Annotated in this window: 18 protein-coding genes, 1 tRNA gene and 1 pseudogene; 5 read left to right on the top strand and 15 right to left on the bottom strand. The window is 72.4% G+C overall.

The genetic code is table 11. The features are described from left to right. Positions 1-41: 41 nt before the first annotated feature. Positions 42-701 carry a GTP cyclohydrolase II gene (gene ribA, locus ACFYZ8_RS41965; RefSeq protein WP_359029755.1) on the bottom strand — a complete coding sequence of 220 codons (660 nt, stop codon included), beginning with the start codon at positions 699-701 and terminating at the stop codon, positions 42-44. A gap of 38 nt (positions 702-739) precedes the next feature. Between ribA and ACFYZ8_RS41970 the strand changes: the two genes are divergently transcribed. After that, complete coding sequence (locus ACFYZ8_RS41970; protein ID WP_388532190.1) at positions 740-1507, top strand: creatininase family protein; 768 nt, start codon at positions 740-742, stop codon at positions 1505-1507. A 113-nt stretch (positions 1508-1620) separates the two neighbouring features. Here ACFYZ8_RS41970 and ACFYZ8_RS41975 read toward each other — a convergent pair. From ACFYZ8_RS41975 to ACFYZ8_RS41995, 5 genes and pseudogenes are all read right to left on the bottom strand, one after another. Beyond that, positions 1621-2745 (bottom strand): annotated as a pseudogene (locus ACFYZ8_RS41975) (YbhN family protein); the annotation flags it as partial. After that, positions 2742-3758 carry a class I SAM-dependent methyltransferase gene (locus tag ACFYZ8_RS41980; RefSeq protein ID WP_388532188.1) on the bottom strand — a complete coding sequence of 339 codons (1017 nt, stop codon included), beginning with the start codon at positions 3756-3758 and terminating at the stop codon, positions 2742-2744. The gene ACFYZ8_RS41980 and the pseudogene ACFYZ8_RS41975, both read right to left, overlap by 4 nt. Next, positions 3755-4930 carry a glycosyltransferase family 4 protein gene (locus tag ACFYZ8_RS41985; RefSeq protein ID WP_388533700.1) on the bottom strand — a complete coding sequence of 392 codons (1176 nt, stop codon included), beginning with the start codon at positions 4928-4930 and terminating at the stop codon, positions 3755-3757. The genes ACFYZ8_RS41980 and ACFYZ8_RS41985 overlap by 4 nt, the downstream gene beginning before the upstream one ends. A 5-nt stretch (positions 4931-4935) precedes the next feature. After that, positions 4936-5334 carry a 6-carboxytetrahydropterin synthase gene (locus ACFYZ8_RS41990; protein ID WP_359029751.1) on the bottom strand — a complete coding sequence of 133 codons (399 nt, stop codon included), beginning with the start codon at positions 5332-5334 and terminating at the stop codon, positions 4936-4938. Between the two features lie 116 nt (positions 5335-5450). Then, the gene (locus ACFYZ8_RS41995) at positions 5451-6431 is read right to left on the bottom strand and encodes a 3-hydroxyacyl-CoA dehydrogenase NAD-binding domain-containing protein (protein WP_388532186.1); all 981 of its coding nucleotides are present in this window, start codon (positions 6429-6431) and stop codon (positions 5451-5453) included. Positions 6432-6553: 122 nt separating this feature from the next. On the opposite strand from ACFYZ8_RS41995, the gene ACFYZ8_RS42000 reads away from it, so the two are divergent. Continuing rightward, positions 6554-7357, top strand: a complete 804-nt coding sequence (locus ACFYZ8_RS42000; protein ID WP_359029749.1) for a CDP-alcohol phosphatidyltransferase family protein — start codon at positions 6554-6556, stop codon at positions 7355-7357. A 623-nt stretch (positions 7358-7980) separates the two neighbouring features. On the opposite strand, the gene ACFYZ8_RS42005 is transcribed toward ACFYZ8_RS42000, so the two are convergent. The 5 genes from ACFYZ8_RS42005 to ACFYZ8_RS42025 all read right to left on the bottom strand — a co-directional run bounded on the left by ACFYZ8_RS42005 (position 7981) and on the right by ACFYZ8_RS42025 (position 13602). Next, positions 7981-8430, bottom strand: a complete 450-nt coding sequence (locus ACFYZ8_RS42005) for a GNAT family N-acetyltransferase (RefSeq protein ID WP_359029748.1) — start codon at positions 8428-8430, stop codon at positions 7981-7983. 141 nt (positions 8431-8571) lie between these two features. Then, on the bottom strand, positions 8572-9783 hold the full coding sequence (locus tag ACFYZ8_RS42010) for an MDR family MFS transporter (protein ID WP_388532184.1): 1212 nt from the start codon (positions 9781-9783) through the stop codon (positions 8572-8574). Then, positions 9780-11573: an ABC transporter permease subunit gene (locus tag ACFYZ8_RS42015; RefSeq protein ID WP_388532182.1), complete on the bottom strand. Its 1794-nt coding sequence runs from the start codon at positions 11571-11573 to the stop codon at positions 9780-9782. Before ACFYZ8_RS42015 ends, ACFYZ8_RS42010 begins: the two co-directional genes overlap by 4 nt. 3 nt (positions 11574-11576) lie before the next feature. Next, the gene (locus ACFYZ8_RS42020) at positions 11577-13058 is read right to left on the bottom strand and encodes an ABC transporter substrate-binding protein (protein WP_388532181.1); all 1482 of its coding nucleotides are present in this window, start codon (positions 13056-13058) and stop codon (positions 11577-11579) included. A 7-nt stretch (positions 13059-13065) separates the two neighbouring features. Next, positions 13066-13602, bottom strand: a complete 537-nt coding sequence (locus ACFYZ8_RS42025; protein WP_388532179.1) for a GNAT family N-acetyltransferase — start codon at positions 13600-13602, stop codon at positions 13066-13068. A gap of 117 nt (positions 13603-13719) precedes the next feature. Here ACFYZ8_RS42025 and ACFYZ8_RS42030 point away from each other — a divergent pair, with 117 nt between their 5' ends. Both ACFYZ8_RS42030 and ACFYZ8_RS42035 read left to right on the top strand, forming a co-directional pair. Beyond that, positions 13720-14676 (top strand): AAA family ATPase, encoded by a 957-nt coding sequence (locus ACFYZ8_RS42030; RefSeq protein ID WP_388532177.1) that lies wholly within the window; start codon positions 13720-13722, stop codon positions 14674-14676. Positions 14677-14708: 32 nt separating this feature from the next. Continuing rightward, a complete protein-coding gene (locus ACFYZ8_RS42035) occupies positions 14709-15101 on the top strand; it encodes an SCO5389 family protein (RefSeq protein WP_359029742.1) in 393 nt (130 codons plus the stop codon). A 47-nt stretch (positions 15102-15148) separates the two neighbouring features. On the opposite strand, the gene fusA is transcribed toward ACFYZ8_RS42035, so the two are convergent. The 3 genes from fusA to ACFYZ8_RS42050 form a co-directional block, all read right to left on the bottom strand. Further along, positions 15149-17191, bottom strand: coding sequence for an elongation factor G (gene fusA, locus ACFYZ8_RS42040; protein ID WP_388532175.1), 2043 nt, complete (start codon positions 17189-17191; stop codon positions 15149-15151). Positions 17192-17502: 311 nt separating this feature from the next. Next, the gene (locus ACFYZ8_RS42045; protein ID WP_388532173.1) at positions 17503-18615 is read right to left on the bottom strand and encodes a serine hydrolase domain-containing protein; all 1113 of its coding nucleotides are present in this window, start codon (positions 18613-18615) and stop codon (positions 17503-17505) included. Positions 18616-18713: 98 nt separating this feature from the next. Then, a tRNA-Leu gene (locus ACFYZ8_RS42050) sits at positions 18714-18801 on the bottom strand. Positions 18802-18960: 159 nt separating this feature from the next. On the opposite strand from ACFYZ8_RS42050, the gene ACFYZ8_RS42055 reads away from it, so the two are divergent. Beyond that, entirely contained in the window at positions 18961-19386 is a 426-nt protein-coding gene (locus ACFYZ8_RS42055) for a PAS domain S-box protein (protein ID WP_388532171.1), read from the top strand. Between the two features lie 60 nt (positions 19387-19446). Here the strand turns inward: ACFYZ8_RS42055 and frc are convergent, their stop codons facing one another. Beyond that, positions 19447-20703 carry a formyl-CoA transferase gene (gene frc / locus ACFYZ8_RS42060; RefSeq protein WP_359029738.1) on the bottom strand — a complete coding sequence of 419 codons (1257 nt, stop codon included), beginning with the start codon at positions 20701-20703 and terminating at the stop codon, positions 19447-19449. Positions 20704-20749 lie beyond the last annotated feature (46 nt).

Below are 20749 nucleotides of genomic sequence, written 5' to 3' on the forward strand. Positions count from 1 at the left end.
TCTTCCTGTCCGGATCCGCCCTCCCGGAATCCGCCCGGGGATCAGGACAGGTGGGCCACCGCGTCCAGGTGGGGCAGGACGTGGTCCAGCCGCTCCCGCTTGGTGCGCAGATAGGTGATGTTGCTCTCGCACGGGGTGATCAGCAGCGGCACCGTCTCGGAGACCTTGATGCCGTGGCGTTGCAGTGCCTCGCGCTTGCGCGGGTTGTTGGACATCAGGCGGACGGAGTTCACGCCGAGGTCGTGGAAGATCCCGGCGGCGACGCCGTAGTCGCGGGAGTCCACCGGCAGGCCGAGCGCGAGGTTCGCCTCGACGGTGTCCAGGCCCTCCGCCTGGAGCGCCATCGCGCGCAGCTTGGCGAGCAGGCCTATGCCCCGGCCTTCATGGCCGCGCAGATAGACGACGATGCCGCTGCCCGCCTTGACCACGGCCCGCAGCGCGGCGTCGAGTTGGTCGCCGCACTCGCAGTGCTGCGAGCCGAACGCGTCACCCGTCAGGCACTCGGAATGCAGCCGCACAAGAACGTCGTCCGAACCGATGTCACCATGAACCAGGGCGACTTGTTCGTCACCGCGGTCGTGATCGAGGTACCCGACCGCCTGGAATTTCCCGTACACGGTGGGCAGCGGGGCATTCACCACGCGTTCCACACCGGTGCGCTGTGATGCCTTCTTGCCGAGGACGCCAACGTTATCTGTCATGATCTGTTTCCTAAGCAGAGACGAAAGGCCGTGAAAAGATGAGCGGTTCGGGAACACGGTCGGCGGCATACGGTCTGTTGCCGACGGACACTACGGAAGACGTACGGACGCGGGGCGCGGGCGTCTCAACACAGGTCGCCGTCCTTCCGGTCGGGAGCTTCGAACAACATGGCCCGTACCTTCCCCTGGCGACCGACACCCTCGTCGCCTGTGCCGTCGCGCGGGAGATCGCCGCGGCGTACCCGGTGCACCTCCTCCCGCCGGTGACGATCTCCTGCTCGCACGAGCACGCGGCCTGGCCGGGCACCGTCAGCATCTCCTCCGTCACCCTTCACGCGGTGGTACGGGACATAGCGGCCTCGCTGCGCCGCTCGGGCGTCGAGGCACTGGTCGTGGTCAACGGACACGGGGGCAACTACGTGCTGGGCAACGTCGTCCAGGAGGCCTCCGCCGAGGGCGCGCGGATGGCGCTGTTCCCGGCCGCGGAGGACTGGGAGGCCGCGTGTACGGAGGCGGGAGTGCTCACCTCGCTGCTCACCGACATGCACGCCGGAGAAATCGAGACCTCCATTCTTCTGCACACGCACCCGGAATGTCTGCGCCCCGGTTACGAGACCTCCGATTTCGTCGCGGACGACCGTCGTCATCTCCTCACCCTCGGTATGTCCGGTTACACCGATTCCGGTGTCATCGGGCGCCCTTCGCTGGGCTCGGCGGAAAAAGGGAAAGCCTTGCTGGAGAGCCTCGCGGCGTCCTTCGGCACGTATTTCTCGATGCTGACCGAATCCGACGCGGCCGCCGAGTAGGGCTTCGCCGGGCGCCGCAGACCCTGGTACCAGCGGGCGACCAGGACGACGGCGCCCGGCAGGCTCGCCACGAAGCTGAGGACGCCGTACACGATCGCGGTCGCGAGGCCCGCCCCGGCGCCCAGGCCCATGGCGGCGAACGCCCAGGCGGTGACGCCCTCCCGGGGGCCGAACCCGCCGATGTTCAGGGGCAGTCCCATGGCGAGCAGAGCCAGCACGGCCAGCGGCAGCAGTACGGCGACGGAGGCGCCGGAGCCCGCGATGCGGGCGGCGAGCACGAACATCCCGAGGTGGCCGGCGAGCACGACGGCCGAGGAGAGCGCGACGCCGGGCCAGTTGCGGCGGGACAGCAGCGCCTCGCGTGCCTCGCCGAGGGTGGAGCGCAGGACCCGGCCCCGGCCGGAGGAGGGAGCCCGGTTCATCCGCAGGGCCACGACGACGGCGAGCGCGCCGAGGGCGGCGAGGCCGAGGAGGGGCGCGAGGTGGCGGGCCTCGGCGAGCACCGGGGAGTCCATGGTGAGCAGCACGGCACCGCCGACGACCGCCAACGCGATCTGGCCCGCGACCCGTTCGAGGACGACCGCCCGCACCCCGCGGCCCATGTCGCCGGCGCTCTGCCCGTGGCGCACCGCGCGGTGCACGTCGCCGAGGACACCGCCGGGCAGGGCCGCGTTCAGGAACAGGGCGCGGTAGTAGTCGGCCACGGCCGCGCCGAGCGGCAGCCGGATGCGCAGCCCGCGGGCCACCAACTGCCAGCGCCAGGCGCTGAACACGGTGGTCAGCACGCCGATCGCGAGCGCCGCCAGCAGGGCGGGGCCGTCGATCCGGCGCAGCCCGTCCAGGAAGACGCCGGTGCCGAGCCGCCACAGCAGCAGAGCGAGGATGGTGACCCCGGCGACGGTGCCGAAGTGGGTGCGCAGGGCGCGGGAGTTGAGGACCGCGCGCAGTGCGGTACGCCACCTGGGCGGCTGAGCGGGGAGAGGCCGGGCCTCGGTCACGATCACGCCGATCCGGTCCCGGGAGACGGCGGCGTCCCGCAGGTCCGCGGCGGGCTGTCCGGCCGTCTCGAGGATCTGGGCCCGGGCCACCAGCGCCTCGGTGCGCGCGGTGAGGACCTCGTCCCGCGTCCGGACCACCTCGGCCCGCAGCGTGCGGGCCCGGTCGGAGACGGAACGCGACGCGACCGGTTCCGCGGGCCGCCGTACCGGCAGGCCCGGCCGCACCGTCTCCACGCTCATGACGCTCCGCCCGTCGGCCGGGACAGCGCCAGCAGGTCGCTGTGGTGGACGACGACCTTCAACTCGCCCGCGCGGCAGGCCTCCAGGCGCTCGCGGAGGTAGCGGTCGGCGCGGTCCTTCAGCCCGGGGCGCTCCTCGACGGCCGCGCCGACCCAGCCCCGCAGCCACTGCGCGGTGAGCGCGGACTCGGCGGGGCCGAGGCGCCAGGCGCTCGGGTGCAGCCGTACGGTCGCGCCCCGCTCGGAGAACGCCTCGCAGGCGATGGTGACGGCGTCCGGCCCGAGCAGTCCGCCGCGCCGCTGGTGGGCGTTGAACGCGTCGGCGATCTCCTCGTCCAGCGGGTCGGCGGGGCTGAGTTCGACCCGTCCGGCCACGGAGAGCGTGAGCAGGGCCGGGCAGCCGGCGCCCGTGCAGGCGGTGGCGAGGGTCTCGATCTCCTCGCGGGTCAGGACGTCCAGGAGCGCGGAGGCCGTCACCAGGGAGGCGCCGGCGAGGGCGTCCGGGGTGAGCAGGCCGACGTCGCCGCGGCGCGTCTCGACGGTGACGCGGCTGCCGTCGGCCGCGGAGCGCGGGGAGGCGACGGCCGCGAAGTGCAGCAGGTAGGGGTCCCGGTCGTGCAGGATCCAGTGCTGGGGGCCGTCCAGGCGGGACGCCAGCCAACGGCCCATCGAGCCGGTCCCGCAGCCCAGGTCGTGGATGACGAGTCCGGCCTTCCCGGGCAGGTTGGCCAGCCGGATCCGCAGCGGGTCGAGCAGGTCGCCGGCGCGGGCGGCCGCGTCGGGGCCCTCCCGCAGTTCGAGCCACTCGGGCGCGTAGCGGGGGGCGTCGTCGGGTCCGGCGTCCCTGAGCCGTACGGTGGGACGCTCGCCGGGGCGGGTACTGGGACCGGCACCGGGAATGACCGATTCTGCGTCTGCCGCGTCGGACGGGACACCGGGCTTCAAGGACGCCACCTCCCGGGGGCCCGGCTGTGCCGGGATCTTCCCGCTCTGCTTGGTCGCCGTGTTCCTCATGCCGCCCTCCTGGGCTCGCTCGGCAGTCGGCCGAGAACTCCGGCCAGGCTGCGGGCCGTGGTCGCCCAGCCGTCCAGGGCGGCCCGCCGGCCCCGGGCAGCCGCCTTCAGCCTGCGTCGTACGTCGGCCTCGCCGAACCAGCCGCGCAGTTCTGCGGCGAGGGCGCCGGGGTCCTCCGGCGGGACGAGGATGCCGGGCACCCCGCCGTCGGGGGCGCGGCCGACCGCCTCGGCGACTCCGCCGACGTCGGTGGCCAGCACCGGGATGCCGCGCGCGAGGGCCTCGGTGACCGCCATGCCGTAGGTCTCGGCGTAGGAGGTCAGGACCATCAGGTCGGCGGCGGCGTAGCTGGCGTCCAGCTCGGCCCCGGCCCGCGGTCCCGCGAGGTGCAGGCGGTCCTGGAGGCCGTACCTCTTGATGAGCATCCGCAGATGGGCGACGTACTCGGGATCCTGGGTGATCCCGCCGACGCACACGCAGCTCCACGGCAGGTCCTGGGCGCCCGCCAGGGCCTCGATCAGCCGGTGCTGCCCCTTGCGGGGGGTCACCGCGGCCACGCACAGCAGCCGGGAGACTCCGTCGGTGCCGGAGGCGAGCGGGGCGATGTCGGCGCCCGGGGTGGCGACGTGGACCCGCTCGGGGGCCAGGCCGTGGTGCGAGACGAGACGCCGTACGGCCCAGTCGCTGGTGGCGATGACGGCGGGCACGGCCCGCAGCACCTCGCGCTCCTTGGCGTCCAGTTCGAGGGCGAGCCCGGGTTCGAGTCCGGTCTCGTCGCCGAGCGGCAGATGGACGAGGACGGCGATGCCCAGCCGCTCCGCCTCGGGGACGATGATCTCCGGTACTCCGCAGGCGACCAGGCCGTCGATGAGGACGACGGTGCCGTCGGGCAGGTCGCTCAGGGTGCGGGCCAGTTCGGTGCGGGCCGCCGCTCCCGGGCGGGGCCAGCTGCCGGCCACCGCGTGCCGCTCGACCTGCCAGCCGAAGCCGGGCAGGTCCAGGCAGACCCGCCGGTCGTAGGCGTTGCCGCCGCTCGGCGCGGTCGGGTCGTCCACGCCACCGGGCATCACGAAGTGCACGGACCGCAGGGACATCGGGATGATCTCGGCCTTCTTGAGGGCGGCGTGCTGCACGGGCACGTAGTCCAGTGTGGCCGCCCGCCCGGTGGTCATGTCGGTCACAGGGCACGCTCGTAACTCGCCCAGGCGACATGCGACTCGTGCAGGGTGACGGTCAGGCCCGCGAGACCCTTGGCGCCCTCGCCCATCGCACCCTTCTCGATGCGCTCGGCGAGCCGGTCCGCGATGACCTTCGCCAGGAACTCCGTGGAGGTGTTGATCCCCGCGAAGTCGGGTTCGTTGTCGAGGTTGCGGTAGTTCAACTCACTGACGACGGCTCCGAGTTCCTGGGTGGCCAGTCCGATGTCGACGACGATGTTGTCGTCGTCCAGCTGTTCGCGCCGGAACGTGGCGTCCACGAGGAACGTCGCGCCGTGCAGACGCTGCGCGGGTCCGAAGACCTCGCCGCGGAAGCTGTGGGCGATCATGATGTGATCGCGGACGGTGATGCTGAACAACGGACGACCCTCCAGGTGCGGCGCGTCTGGTCCGCCGGCTGATCCCTGCCGGTGGATGCCGTGTAGTACGGCTCCTCGCTTCCCCGTGTTCAGCCGGATCTCACTCTTTTCTCAGGTCAGGCGCTCTTGCCGTACCTCACGAGGTGACACAGGGCCGGAATCTCCCCACTGGCCAGCCTCGGCATCACCTCCGGTAGTTCCTCGAACGCGCTTTCCCCCGTGATGAGGGCGTCGAGCGCCGGGTCGGCGAGCAGCTTCAGCGCGAGGGCGAGCCGGTCGCCGTAACTCCGGCCGGCCCGGGCCGGGGAGACGGTGCCGACCTGACTGCTGCGGACCGTCAGCCGACGGGAGTGGAAGGCCTCGCCGAGCGGCAGGCTGACCTTCCGGTCGCCGTACCAGCTCAGCTCGACGACGGTGCCTTCGGCGGCGAGGAGTTCCAGCGAGCGGGCGAGGCCCTGTTCGGTGGCGCTGGCGTGGACGACGAGGTCGCAGTCGCCGAGGGCGTCCGCGGGCGACGCGAAGCCGACGCCGAGGGCCGCGGCGGTCTCGGCGCGGGCGGGATCCGCGTCCACCAGCTGCACCCGCACGCCGGGGAAGCGGGCCAGGAGCGCGGCCACCGAGCTGCCGACCATGCCGCCGCCGACCACCGCGATCCGGTCGCCGATCAGGGGCGCCGCGTCCCAGAGGGCGTTCACGGCGGTCTCGACGGTGCCGGCGAGGACGGCCCGCCGGGCGGGCACGTCGTCCGGTACGACGGTCACGGCGCTCGCGGGGACTACGTACCGCGTCTGATGCGGGTACAGACAGAAGACGGTCCTGCCCTTCAGCGCGGACGGCCCCTCCTCCACCACTCCGACGCTGAGGTAGCCGTACTTCACCGGCGCCGGGAAGTCGCCCTCCTGGAACGGTGCCCGCATGGCGGCGTGCTGGCTCTCGGGCACTCCGCCGCGGAACACGAGTGTCTCCGTGCCCCTGCTGACTCCCGAGTACAGCGAGCGGACCAGCACCTCGTCCTCGCCGGGGGCCGGAAGCTCGGCCTCCCGTATCTCGCCCTCCCCCGGGGAGCGGAGCCAGAACGCGCGTGCGGCGGGCTTCATCGAGAACCTCCTGAACGATCGGGTACCCAGGCACGTACCTCGTCACGTAACCCGAGATGTGCACAGGCCGCGCACAGTACGCGGCCTTGATCGACTCTGTCATCTGGCCGGAGGAATGTGCGGTGGCCCTGAACAACACTTACGAAGCAAGGCTGGTCCAGCAGGAGACCGCGGTGGGAGCGGGTCTGCAGATCCTGTTGCTGGCCCTGCTCGGCACGGCGATCGGTATGGGGCCGGCGGGCTGGCTGACCGGCCTCGCCTTCGCCGTCGCCACCTGGGCCGTGCTCTCCAGGGCGCTGCACCGCACCCGGCCGCGGTCCTTCGGGCCGGCCAACCGGGTGACGCTCGGCCGGGCCACCCTGGTCGGCGGCGTGACGGCCCTGGTCGCGGACTCCTTCCAGGACTCCCCGCCGGTGACGTTGTTCGTGGGTCTGACCGCGGTCGCTCTGATCCTCGACGGTGTCGACGGCAAGGTGGCCCGCGCGACTGGCACCTCGACCCCGCTGGGCGCGCGGTTCGACATGGAGGTCGACGCGTTCCTGATCCTGGTGCTCAGCGTGTACGTGTCGATGTCCCAGGGCCCGTGGGTCCTCCTCATCGGCGCCATGCGCTACGGCTTCGTCGCCGCGGCCCGCGTCTGGAACTGGCTGAACGCCCCGCTCCCGCCGAGCATGGCCCGCAAGACGGTGGCCGCGCTCCAGGGGATCCTGCTGCTGGTGGCCGCCTCCGGGTACCTCCCGTTCACGGCGACCTTCGGGGTCGTGGCCCTGGCCCTGTCCACCCTGGTCTGGTCGTTCGGCCGCGACATCCTGTGGCTGTGGCGCACACACCGGGCGGACGAGGCGGCGGTGGGCGAACTGCTGGAGCTTGAGTTCGCGACGGCGGAGCGGGAGCGCACGCTGGAGCCGGAGGCAGTGGCTTCCTGAACGGGGTCACGCAAGGCTCCTCCGCCCACCTCACGGGCAGCGGGCGCACCTCGACCGACACGGAGGGCCGAGCGCCTCAGCGGCACCCCACGCCCCCGGCCGACGCGAACGCCCCAGACGAACCAAGCCGGGGCCGAGGCTCCCGGAGCCGACCTTCAGGCCCCTCAGAGGGACCCGACATCCGGACCGCAGGTCGTCGCCTCCGGCCCCGGATCACGGAACACTCAGCGCCTCAGCGGCACCCCACGCCCCCGGCCGACGCGAACGCCCCAGACGAACCAAGCCGGGGCCGAGGCTCCCGGAGCCGACCTTCAGGCCCCCCGGAGGGACCCGACATCCGGACCGCGAGTCGCCGCTTCCGAACCCGGGTCGCGGAACACTCAGCGCCTCAGCGGCACCCCACGCCCCCGGCCGACGCGAACGCCCCAGACGAACCAAGCCGGGGCCGAGGCTCCCCCGGAGCCGACCTTCAGGCCCCCCGGAGGGACCCGACATCCGGACCGCAGGTCGTCGCCTCCGGCCCCGGATCACGGAACACTCAGCGCATCAGCCGCACCCCACGCCCCCAGCCGACGCGAACGCCCCGGACAAGCCGACCGCAGGTCGCCGCCCCTGCGCCGGGCTCATCCCTTCAGCGGCACCCGGTACACCGTCGACTCCCGCTGCCGGAAGCCCTGCCGCTCGTACAGCCGGTTGGCCGCCGCCCGGTCCGGGCGTGAGGTGAGGTCGACGGTATGGGCCCCGGCCTCCCGGGCGAGCCGGATGGCCTCCCGGATCAGCAGTCCCGCGATGCCCTGGCCACGGGCCGCGTGATCGACGATCACGTCCTCGATACGGGCCCGCAGTCCCGCGGGCGCGGGGAACATGACCAGGGTGAGGGTGCCGACGATCGACCCGGCCGACGACCTGGCGATCAGCATGGTGTTGGCGTCACAGGCCAGAATGCGGCCGAGCGCGGCCAGGTCGAGGGCCTCGGCCGCCGAGGACAACTGCGGCAGCATCCGCGCGAAGGCGTCGACGAGTTCCTGGTCCGCCTCCCGGGCGATCTCCACCCGGATGTCCTGAGTCTCCATGGGGTGGACCTTATCGCCGGGGGCGCAGGGCCCACGGCCGATCGAGGGGCCGCGGCCGGTGGAGCAGCCGTCCGGCTCGCCTTTCGGGAGCGCGTACGAGGCGGGCATGCCGAGCCCGCCGACGAACTCCGCTCCCGCCCCCTACCGCCGCGGCAGCACCCCGATCGCCGCGACCGGTATCACCGCCGGCACCAGCCACGGCACCGCGGCCGGCAGCCCGCCGTCCAGCAGGGAGCCGGTGACGGAGCTGCCGACGAGGACGATCAGCCCGGAGACCGAGGACAGCGCCCCGGTGTAGAGGCCCAGCCGGCCCTTCTCCGCCAGATCGGGGACCCAGGCCCGCGCCACGGGTGCGACGAGCATCTGCCCGAAGGTGAGCAGGACGACGAACCCTGCCGAGGGCAACAGCCCCGCCGTACCGGTCCAGTCGGCGGGCCTCGTCACCGCGACGACCGCGAACCCGGCACCGATCAGCAGCAGTCCGGCCACCATGGACCCGCGCAACGACAGCTTGGACCCGACCCGGCGCGTCACGGGAAGTTGCGTGGTCACCACCAGCAGCGAGGACAGAGCGAACAGCCAGGCCAGCGCCGACTGCGAACCGGTCGCGCGCTCCACCTCGTCGGGGAGAGCGAGGTAGAGCTGGTTGTAGGCGAGCAGATAGGCACCGTAGGCGCAGCACAGGGCGAGGAAGCGGCGGTTGCGGGCCAACGTCCCGAGGCCGCCCCGGAGTTGCACCTGCTGCCGCCCCGGGATGTGCTGCGGCAGCAGCCACGCGTGGCCGGCCAGGACCAGCACGAAGATCCCGGCACCCGCCAGACACACCGTGCGGAAGTCGACCGACAGCAACAGCGCGCCGAGCAACGGCCCGACGAAGGCGCCGGCCTGCCCGGCGACGGTGAACAGCGCGAGCACACGGGTGCGTCGACCGCCCGCTTCCTCGTGGATGACGGCCTGACGGGCGACCTCCGACTCCACCGCGGGCGAGAACAGCGCGGCGGCGAACCCGATCAGCAGCACGGCCCCGACGACCGTCCACGTCTGCTGCGCGTACCCGAGCCAGGCGAACCCGGCGATCCGCAGCACACATCCCGCGAGCACGACGGGCCGGATCCCGTACCGGTCGGAGAGCGCCCCGCCGACCACGAACAGCCCTTGCTGACTGAAGGTCCTGAGCCCCAGCACCAACCCGACCAGCCAGCCCGCCATGCCGACGGCCTGTCCCAGGTGTTCCGACAGGAACGGCAGCACGGCGAAGAAGCCGACGTTGAAGGCGAGTTGGGTGAGGATCAGCAGCCGCAGCAGCGGTGAGAGCCGGGCGGCCCGCGGCAGACCGACGGCAGCGGACGTCATCCGACCTCCACCAACTCCCGGGCCGCCACGGCGTGTTCGGTTCCCACCGTGGCCGTACGGCGACGCACGCGCCGTCGCGGCCACCGCACCCCGCCCGCCGCGCTCACCGCCAGCGCGCCGAGCAGGGCGAGTGCCGCGGCGGGGGCGAGGACGGCCCAGGGGGCGCGTTCGGCGTAGGGCTGGTTCTCGGCGAGGAGCAGGCCCCACTCCGGGGAGGGCGGCTGGGTGCCGAGGCCCAGGAAGCCGAGGGAGGCGAGGGCCAGGGCGACGCCGGGCAGGCGCAGCAGGGTGTGCCGGGTGACGGGCGGCAGGATCGCGGGCAGCAGCTCGTACCGCAGGAGGTACCAACGGCCGGCGCCCAGAGCCCGTGTCGCCGTCAGATGCGGGGTGGCCCGTTCCTGGCGGAGCAGCGAGGAGGTGTGTGCGGCCGGCGCCGCCCAGGAGACGGCGGCCACGGCGATCGCGGGCGTGGCGGGGCCGCTCCCGGCGACGGCGGTCACGAGGAGCGCGGCGAGCACCGGCGGTACGGCGTTGACGGTGTCGACGAGCGGCCCGGACAGCCGGGGCAGCAGGCCGAGCAGGACGCCGGCGACCAGCGCGACGACGCTGACGGCGAGGGCGACCAGCAGGGTGTCGAGGGCGCCGTGGCCGACCCGGGCGAGCAGGTCCCGGCCGAGCGCGTCGGTACCGAACGGGTGCGCCCAGGAGGGGGGTTGGAGCCGGCCCCCGGTGTTCAGGGCGAGCGGGTCGCGCGGCAGACCGAGCGCGACAACTGCGGTCAGGAGGCCGCCGTACACGAGAGGCGGGGTGCCGCGGGCGGACCGTCCCGGCCGGTGCAGGGAGTCCAGGGCGCCGTCGCGCAGGGCCGGGCCGACCAGGAGGCGGACGGCGAGGGCCGCGAGGCCGGTGGCGGTGACCGCGAGGAGCAGGAGGGCGAGGGTGCCCGCCTGGAGGACGGGCAGGTCCTGGGCGAGGGCGGCCTGGAGGGTGGTGCGGCCGAGGCCCGGGATGTCGTAGATCTGCTCCACGGCGACGGAACCTGCGGTGAGGCCCACGACGAACAGGCTCAGGTTGGGGAGGAGCGCGGGGACGCAGCGGCGGACGGCCTTGGCGGCGACCGTGCGGCCGGGCAGTCCGCGGGCGTCCGCGGCCAGTGCCCAGGGTTCGGCGAAGGCGCCGGGCAGCAGGTCGTCGAGGAGGCGCCCGAGCACCGCTCCGGCGGGCAGGCCGAGGGCGAGGGCGGGCAGGATCGTCCACTGGGGTCCGTACCAGCCGAGTGCGGGAAGCCAGCCGAACTGCACGCCGACGACGGTGGCGAGCACGGAGGCGGTGAGGAACTCGGGCAGTGCGGCGAGCATCGCCGAGGGGCCGCCACCGGCCCGTCGCCCGTCGAGGCGTCCGTGGGCGCCGAGCCACAGGGTGCGGGCGCACACCAGGGCGGCGGTGGCGGCGGCGGCCATGAGCGCCACCGCCACCAGCAGCAGGGAGACGCCGAGTGCCTGGACGACGGCGGGGGTGACCTCGGTGCCGTTCAGCCACGACCGTCCCGCGTCCCCGCGGGGCAGTCCGCCGAGCCACTGGCCGAGCAGGTGCAGGGGGCCCTGGTCCAGGCCGAGTCGGGCCCGGATGTCGGCCAGCACCCGGGGTGTCGGGTCCCGGTCCGCCGAACGCGCCTTGAGCACGGTGAGCGCCGGGTCGGTGCGGGACAGCCACGGCAGCAGGCCGATCCCGCACAACAGGGCCGCCGCGAGCAGGATCCGCCACAGCAGGGTGGCCACTCGGTGCCGCATGGGTCAGCGTCGCGTGCCGGCGCCGACCAGGGTCCGCTCGTACGGGTCGAGGAGCACGCCCCGGACGCCGGTGGCGACACCGCTGATGATCCCCTGGTGGGCGAGCGGGACCACGGCGTCGGTGCCGAGGATCGCCGCCTCGGCGCGCATGGCCGCGTCCTGTCGCTCGCCGGTGTCCGTCACGGCGTCGGCATCGGCGACCGCCCGGTCGACCTTCCGGTCGCACAGCCGGGCGAGGTTGTAGCCGCCGTCGCAGGTGTAGTCGCTCGCGAGGACGCCGACGGGGTCGCCGGTGTCGACGAGGCTGTTGCGGGCGCCGACGAACGCGTCGAACTTCCCGTCGAGCGCGTCGCTTTCGAGCCGGGAGTACTCCCGCACCACCAGGGTGACCTTGAACCCGGCCTTCTGGAGCTGCTGTTGGAGGACCTGGGCGACCTCGGGCAGTTCGGGCCGGTTGTCGTAGGTCGCGAGGGTGACGGCGGTGCCGTTCGCCTTCGCGGCGGCGGCCCGTCCGGTGGGCTGTACGCGCTTGCCCTCGGCCCAGCTCACGGCCGGCCCGTAGATGCCGGCGCCGGGATCGGCGTACCCCTCGAAGACGCCCTTGACGAGGGCGGAGCCGTCGACGGCCTCGCGGGCGGCGGCGCGCAGCTTCGGGTCCTTGAACGGGCCTGACCTCGTGTTGAGTTGCAGGCTTGTGGTGCGGGTGGTGGCGGTCTCCTCGAGGGTGGCCTTGTCGAGGGCGGCGGCCTGGGCGACGGGGATCGCCTCGGCGATGTCGACCTGGCCGGTGCGCAGGGCGTTGGCGCGGGCGGTGCCGTCGGCGATGAAGCGGGCGTCGACGCCGGAGGCCTGGGCGCGGCCGCCCCGGTAGTCGTCGAAGCGGTCGAGGGTGGCGGAGGTGGAGCCGGTGACCTTCGTCAGCTCGAAGGGGCCGGTGGCGGTGCCGACCGGATCCACTTGGCCGGTGGCGTAGGCCTTGGCGGCGAACACGGCCAGGTTCGGGCTGGACAGCCGCAGCGGCAGCACGGGATCGGCCGTCTTCGTGGTGATGCGTACGGCGTCGCCCTGGGCCTCGGCGGTCAGCGTGACGCCGGCCAGCGCGGCCGGGGCGGGCTTGGCCTCGGTGGCGTGGGTGAGGGCGGCGGCGACCGCGGCCGGGGTGACCTCGGAGCCGTCCTGGAAGGTGGCCTCGCGGAGGGTGAACAGCCAGGTGCGGTCATTCTCGCGGCGCCAGGACTCGGCGAGCGCGGGGGCGGCGGCGCCGTTGGCGTCGAGGGCGGTCAGGCCCTCGGTGACACCGAGGCGGCTGAGGAGGGTGGCGTCGGCGCCGTAGGGCGAGAGGTTCTCGGCGGGCGGGAAGGCGAGGGCCACACGCAGCCGTGAACCGTCGCCCGAGGTGCCTTCGGAGTCGCCGCCGGAGGAGGCGAAGCAGGCGGTGAGGACGGGGGCGAGCAGCAGGGAGCCAAGCAGGTGACGGCGTCTCATGGTGGTTCTATCGCCCCATCGGTATCTCGAAGTGGACGACGCTGTTCGCGCCGCCCGTGGTCTCGCGCTCGTCGTGCACGACCTTGCCGATCGACCGCCAGAAGGGTTCGGCGCCCGGGACCGCCGGGTCGGTGTGCAGATAGACGGAGCGGTAGTCGCCGTCCGCGGCCGCGAAGGCGAGCAGTTCGTCGACCAGGCGGCGGGCGAGGCCGCGCCTGCGGTGCTCCGGGCGGACGTAGATCCGGCGCAGCTGCGCGGTCTCGCCGGAGGGGTAGCGCTCGGCCAGCTCGCGCGGGTTCGGCGGGTGCGCGGGGCCGCGGGAGTCGAGGGCGCCGGTGGCCACGACGGCCTGGTCCTCCGGGTCGAGAGCGACGAGGAGGGTGTGGCGGGGCGGGACGAGGTAGGCGGCGGCCGGGTCGATGATGTCGCCGTGCCAGCGGGGCACGTACCCGGTGCTGAAGTCGCGGTAGACGGTGTCGAGCATCACGGCTCGCGCACCGTCGAGGTCGTCCGGGCGCGCCGCCCTGATGCTGTAGTCACGCACTTGCACATCATATGCATTAAGCCTTCCCTCGTGATCGCGGGGGCGATTTGACAGTGATCGAACACGCGCCATAGAAACTACCAACATGACATCCATTTTCAAAAAGACGGAGCGGTAGTGCGCATCGCGTTCGTCGGCAAGGGCGGCAGCGGCAAGACCACCCTGTCGGCGCTCTTCTCCCGCCATCTGGCGAGTTCCGGGGCGCCGGTGCTGGCCGTGGACGGCGACATCAACCAGCACCTCGCCCAGGCGCTGGGCCACGACGGTGACGACCTGGGCGCCCCTCCCCTGGGCGCGCACGTGGCCGACATCAAGGACTTCCTGCGGGGAAGCAATCCCCGCATCGCTTCCCGCGAGGCGATGATCAAGACCACGCCACCGGGCCGGGGTTCACGCCTGCTGCGTCTCCTGGGCGACGACGAACTGCACGCCAGACACGTCCGGCGGGTGGGTGGCGTGCCGCTGATGGTGACGGGCGAGTTCGACGAGAACGACCTCGGCGTGGCCTGCTACCACTCCAAGCTGGGCGGGGTGGAGCTGTACCTCAACCACCTGGTCGACGGCCCCGGCGAGTACGTCGTCGTCGACATGACGGCCGGTGCGGACGCGTTCGCCTCGGGCCTGTTCACCCGCTTCGACGTGACCTTCCTGGTCGCCGAACCCACCCGTAAGGGCGTCTCGGTCTACCGCCAGTACCGGGACCACGCACGGGAGTTCGGGATCCGGATCGCCGTGATCGGCAACAAGGTCACCGGCGAGGACGACCTTCTCTTCCTCAAGGAGCACGTGGGCGACGACCTGTTGACCCACCTGGTCCAGTCGCCCTGGGTGCGGGCCGCCGAACAGGGCCGCGCGGACGGGGGCTTGGAGGAACTGGAGGCCCACAACCGGCATGCCCTGACGATCCTGCGCGAGACCGTCGACTCCCACCCCCGCGACTGGGCGAAGCTCCACCGCCACGCGGTCGAGTTCCACCTGCGCAACGCCCGCTCCTGGGCGAACGAGGCGACCGGCCTCGACCTGGCCGCCCAGGTGGACCCGGACTTCGTACCGGGCCCGGCCTCCCGCATCTGACCCCTCCCCCCAACAGACAGGAACCGCAGCACATGTCTCTCGACGTCTCCCCGAAGCTCCTCGCCGAAGCCGAGCAGGGCACCATCCGCGAGGAGGACTTCGTGGACACCGTCCGCACGTCCCTCCCCTACGCGTACGACCTCATCGCCGCACTGGCCGGTGAACTCAAGGGCGGCACCGCCGAGTTCACCGACAACCAGACCCCGCCCCCGTCGGAGAAGGAGCGCGGCCAGCTCCTGCGCGCCCTCGCCAGCGACGCCATCCGCGGCAGCCTGGAACGCCACTTCGGCGTGGCCCTGGCCTTCCAGAACTGCCACCGGGTGGCGGCCTTCCGCCCGGAGGCGGTGGCCGGTGAGAAGTACGCGCGCTTCACTTCGGTGCGCTCGCAGGTGCTGAACCAGTCACCGGAGTTCAGGGACTGCTGACACCTTGGTCAAGAGGTCTCCTGGTCAGGAGACCTCCGTCCCGTCCCTCACCGCGCCGGTGCCGCCACCGGAGCCGGCGCATACCCCGTCGGCCGGGCCGTGAAGGTGCCGCGGCCCTGGGTGCGGCTGCGCAACCTCGTCGCGTAGCCGAAGAGTTCGGCCAGCGGCACGGTCGCCGTGACGACCGTCGAACCGCCGCGGGTCGCCGAGCCCGAGACCCGGCCGCGACGGGCGGCGAGATCGCCGAGGACCCCGCCGACGGCGTCCTCGGGCACGGTGACCGTGACCTCGACGACCGGTTCCAGGAGCACCATCGCGCAGGCCCGCAGCGCCTCCCGGAGACCGAACCGGCCCGCCGTACGGAAGGCCGTGTCCGAGGAGTCCTGCACATGGGTCGACCCGTCGGTGAGCGTGACCCGCAGCCCGGTCACCGGGTGCCCGCCGAGGGGACCCTCGGCCAGGGCGTCCCGGCAGCCGGCCTCGACCGCGCGAACGTACTCCTGCGGGACGCGCCCGCCGACGACCGCCGAGCGGAACTCGAAGCCCTCCTCGGCCGGTTCGACATCGAGCACGACATGGGCGAACTGACCCGCCCCGCCGTCCTGTTTGACGTGCCGGTGGACCAGCCCGGACACCCCGCGCCCGACCGTCTCGCGACAACTCACCCTCGGGCGGCCGACGTTGAGCACCAGGCCGTGCTCGCGCCGAGCCTTCTCCACCGCGACCTCCAGATGCAGTTCCCCCATGCCGGACAGCAGGGTCTGGCCGGTCTCGGCGTCCGTGCGGACGACGAGCGAGGGGTCCTCCTCGGCCAGCCGGGCGAGCGCGGTGGCCAACCGGCCGGAGTCGACGGCCCGTTGGGGCTCGACCGCCACCGACACGACCGGCTCGGCCACACCGGGCGGTTCGAGCACGAGCGGGGCGTCCGGCGCGCACAGCGTCGAGCCCGCGCGGGCCGACTTCAGCCCGACGACGGCGACGATGTCACCGGCGACCGCCCTGTCCAACGGGGCGTGCCGGTCGGCCTGTACGCGCAGGATCCTCCCGACGCGCTCGGTGCGGCCTGCGCCCGCGTCCCACACGGTGGCTCCCTTCTCGATCGTTCCCGAGTACACGCGGACATACGTCAGGCGTCCCGTGGCGGCGGCGTTCACCTTGAACGCCAGCGCCGCGAAGGGCGCCGACGGGTCGCAGGGCCTCTCCTCGCCGTTCTGCCCGCGCACGGCGGGCACGTCGAGCGGCGACGGCAGATACGCCACCACGGCGTCCAGCAGCGGTTCGATGCCGCGGTTGCGGTAGGCCGAGCCGCACAGGACGACCACGCCGTCGCCGCTGCGGGTGAGGTCCCGCAGGGCGGCGGTGAGGGTGCCGGCCGAGAGGGTCTCACGGTCGCAGAACTCCTCCAGGGCGGCCGGGTGGCGTTCGGCGACCGCCTCCTCGAGGAGCCGGCGTCGCTTGAGCGCCTCCTCGCGCAGTGTGGCGTCCACAGGCCCCTCCTCCGCCGCTTCACCGGAGTCGGACCAGGTCAGCGCCCGCATCCGCACCAGGTCGACGACTCCGGTGAAGCCGTCCTCGCTGCCGATGGGCAACTGCACGACCAGCGGCGCCGGATGCAGCCGCCTCCGGATCGACTCGACGGCCGTGTCCAGGTCGGCGCCCGCGCGGTCCAGCTTGTTGACGAACGCGATCCTCGGCACGCCGTGCCGGTCCGCCTGCCGCCACACGGACTCGCTCTGCGGCTCCACGCCCGCGACCGCGTCGAACACCGCGACCGCTCCGTCGAGCACCCGGAGCGAGCGCTCCACCTCGTCGGCGAAGTCGACGTGGCCCGGGGTGTCGATCAGGTTGAGTCGGTGTCCGTCCCAGGCGCAGCTCACGGCCGCCGCGAAGATGGTGATCCCGCGGTCCCGCTCCTGCGGGTCGAAGTCGGTGACCGTGGTGCCGTCATGGACCTCGCCGCGCTTGTGCGTGGTTCCGGTGGCGAACAGGATCCGCTCGGTGACCGTGGTCTTGCCGGCGTCGACGTGGGCGAGGATGCCGAGGTTGCGGACGACTGCGAGCGGGTTGGGGGTGTGGTGGGTGGTGCGCACGGCCCGAGGCCTTTCGGGTGAGGTGATGACAGGGCGGCGCGATGGCCCGTACGACGGCATGACGGCACGTCAGAAGTGCGTGCTGCGGCGGTGATCGACCGGTCAGACAGACGTCACGGGCATCCGGTGCCGGCCGCGCAGCGGGCACCGGAGGGTGGAGGACACGAGGATCACGTCGTACGACGTCCGGGGAACGGCGACAGCTGCGCGCACGCACATGGCCGTACTCCCCTCACTCGTTCCTCACTCGTTGTCCCTGGTCATGGCGAGTGTAGGGAGCCGGCCGGGTCGGCGCACCGGGTTTTTGGCGGTCAGCGGCGCAGGCCCTGCAGTCCGTCGTAGGCGGACATGACGAGGTCCAACCCCCGGGTGTCCTCGGCGGGTTCGCGCATCTGGTCGGTCGCGTACGCCACCACCATGCGGGCGTCGGGGTCGATCATGACGAGGGATCCGCCCCAGCCGCCCCAGCCGAAGGTGGAGCCGAAGAGGCCGTAGCCCAGGCCGTACCGCTGGGTCATGCCGATCACGCGGTCCTCGCCGCTGAACTGCTCGTCCCGCGCCCGCTCGGCGCCGGCGGCGGACAGCAGCCGTACACCCCGGACCGTGCCCTCGCAGGCGAGCGCGGACTGGACGAGCGCGACGGAACGGGCGTTGCCGAAGCCGCCGGCGGCGGGGATCTGGGCGCGCCGCCACGCCACACTGTTGCCGTCCCGGACGCGGAGGGCGGTCCCGGAGGAGGGTTTCGCGTCGGGACCGGGGGTGGCGGCGCCCGCGGTGTAGTCCTCGTCCCGGCCGGGCGGCGGGACCGTCAGGGCGACGCGGTGATCGTGCTCGGCGGCGAGCCCGATGTGGAAGTCGGCGCCGAGGGGCCCGGTCACCTCCTGGGCCAGGAACTCGCCGACAGTGCGGCCGGTGATCCGGCGCAGGACCTCACCGACGAGGAATCCCTGGGTCAGCGAGTGGTAGCCGGCCGCGGTGCCGGGCTCCCAGACCAGCGGCTGGGCGGCGAGCCGCGCGGTGGCGGCCGGCCAGTCGTAGAGCTCCTCGACCGGGCCCTCCCAGTGGGGCAGTCCCGCAGTGTGCGAGAGCAGGTGCCGGACCAGCACCTTCTCCTTGCCGGCCGCGGCGAACTCCGGCCAGTACCGGGCGACCGGAGCGTCCAGGTCGAGCTCGCCGCGATCGGCGAGGATCAGCGCGCACAGCGCGGTCATCGTCTTGGTGGTCGAGAAGACGTTGGTGATGGTGTCCCGCTCCCACGGGGCCGCCCGGCCGGCGTCGGCGAAGCCGCCCCAGACGTCCACCACCGGTTCCCCGTCCACGAAGACGGCCACGGATCCCCCGACGTCGCCCTCGTCCAGCAGCGCCGCCAGCTTGTTGGGTACCGCGGAGAACAGATCGTCGTACGTGCCCTGGATTTCGGCCATGCCGGGTATTGAGCGCTCTCCGCGCCGCCCGGGTCAACCGAATTTGGGGCGGCCTCATGCCGCTCACGCGAAAGACCCCACATGAAGTGGGGTCTCACTGGTGTCCGAGGGGGGACTTGAACCCCCACGCCCGATAAAGGGCACTAGCACCTCAAGCTAGCGCGTCTGCCATTCCGCCACCCGGACCAGGTGTCTGCCGCCTTGACGGGGGTGTTCCCCGCGGCGACAGGGACAACAATACCAAGCTTTCGGAGTGGCTTTCACCTGCATATCCGTCTGCAGAGGGGTCGTGGCGACAGTATTCTGTATACTGTTTGCATCCAACGGCCCCGGCTCGGAGGCGACATGGAAGATCTGGATTCCGCGGTGGTACTGGGCATGGCAGACCAGACGCCCGACGGCCTGGTGATCATCGACAGGGAAGGGCTGATCCGCTACTGGAACCGGGGGGCGGAGCGCATTTTCGGGTTCGCGGCGGCCGATATGGCGGGTCGGAGTCTGGACGTCATCATTCCCGAGCGGCACCGCAGGCGGCACCAGGAAGGCTTCGACGCCGCCATGGAGCGGGGGTCCAGCAAGTACGGGGACGCGGATCTGCTGAACGTGCCCGCGCTGGCGGCGGACGGACGCAAGCTGTCCATCGAGTTCAGCGTGGTGATGTTGTCGGGCCCTGACGGCAGCCCCTACTGCGGGGCCGTCATCCGGGACGTGACCGCGCGGCGCGAGCGGGAGCGGGAGCTGATGCGGCGCCGGGCCGAGGCTCCGGCCTGAATCCCGGGCGCCGGCGAAGGGGCCGTGACCCACTAGGTCACGGCCCCTTCGGCGTTCCGCTCAGACGATGACCCCGCTCTCCTTCAGCCGGCCGATGGTCTCCTCGTCGTAGCCCAGCTCGACCAGCACCTCGGAGCTGTGCTCACCGAGCAGTGGAGCACCGACGACCTCCGGTTTGAAGGAGGAGAACTTCACCGGGCTGCCGACGGTGAGGTACGTGCCGCGGCCCTTCTGTTCGACCTCGACAACTGTGCCGCTCCTGCGCAGGTCCTCGTCGTAGGCGATCTCCTTCATGCTCATCACGGGGGCGCAGGGCACCTCCCACTCCCGCAGGATGTTCACCGCCTCGTACTTGGTCTTGTCCGCGAGCCACTTCTCGATCTCCTCGAAGATCTCGAAGATGTGCGACTGCCGGGCGCGCGCGGTCGCGTACTCCGGGTCCTCGGCCCACTCGGGGTGGCCGATCACCTCGGCGGTGCGCTTCCAGTTCTGTTCCTGGACGGTGAAGTAGATGTACGCGTTCGGGTCGGACTCCCAGCCCTTGCACTTGAGCACCCAGCCGGGCTGGCCGCCGCCGCCCGCGTTGCCGCCGCGCGGGACCACGTCGGTGAACTCGCCGTTGGGGTACTGCGGGTACTCCTCCAGATAGCCGACCCGCTCCAGGCGCTGCTGGTCGCGCAGCTTGACGCGGCAGAGGTTGAGCACGGCGTCCTGCATGGAGACGGAGACCTTCTGGCCCCGGCCGGTCTTCCCGCGGTCGATGATCGCGGTGAGGATGCCGATCGCCAGGTGCATCCCGGTGTTGGTGTCGCCGATGGCGGCGCCGGAGATGGTGGGCGGGCCGTCCCAGAAGCCGGTGGTGGAGGCGGCGCCGCCCGCGCACTGGGCGACGTTCTCGTAGACCTTGAGGTCGTTCCAGGACGACTGGTCGTTGAAACCCTTCACCGAGCCGAAGATCAGGCGCGGGTTGAGCTCCTGGATGCGCTCCCAGGTGAAGCCCATGCGGTCCAGGGCGCCCGGTGCGAAGTTCTCCACCAGGACGTCGGCGTCCTTGATGAGCTTCTCCAGGACCTCCTTGCCCTCGGCGGTCTTGGTGTTGATGGCCAGGGAGCGCTTGTTGCTGTTGAGCATCGTGAAGTAGAGCGCGTCCAGGTCCTCGATGTCCCTGAGCTGACGGCGCGTCACATCGCCGCCGTTGGGGCGCTCCACCTTCAGGACGTCGGCGCCGAACCAGGCGAGCATCTGCGTGCAGGCGGGACCGGCCTGGACCCCGGTGAAGTCGATCACCTTGATTCCGGCGAGCGGCTTTTCACTCATGTCTGCTTCCTTTTCATGAAGTTGCGCGGTCGAGGAGGCCTAGGAG

Origin of the sequence: Streptomyces sp. NPDC001668 (assembly GCF_042893155.1) — a bacterium.
Taxonomy (GTDB): Bacteria; Actinomycetota; Actinomycetes; order Streptomycetales; family Streptomycetaceae; genus Streptomyces.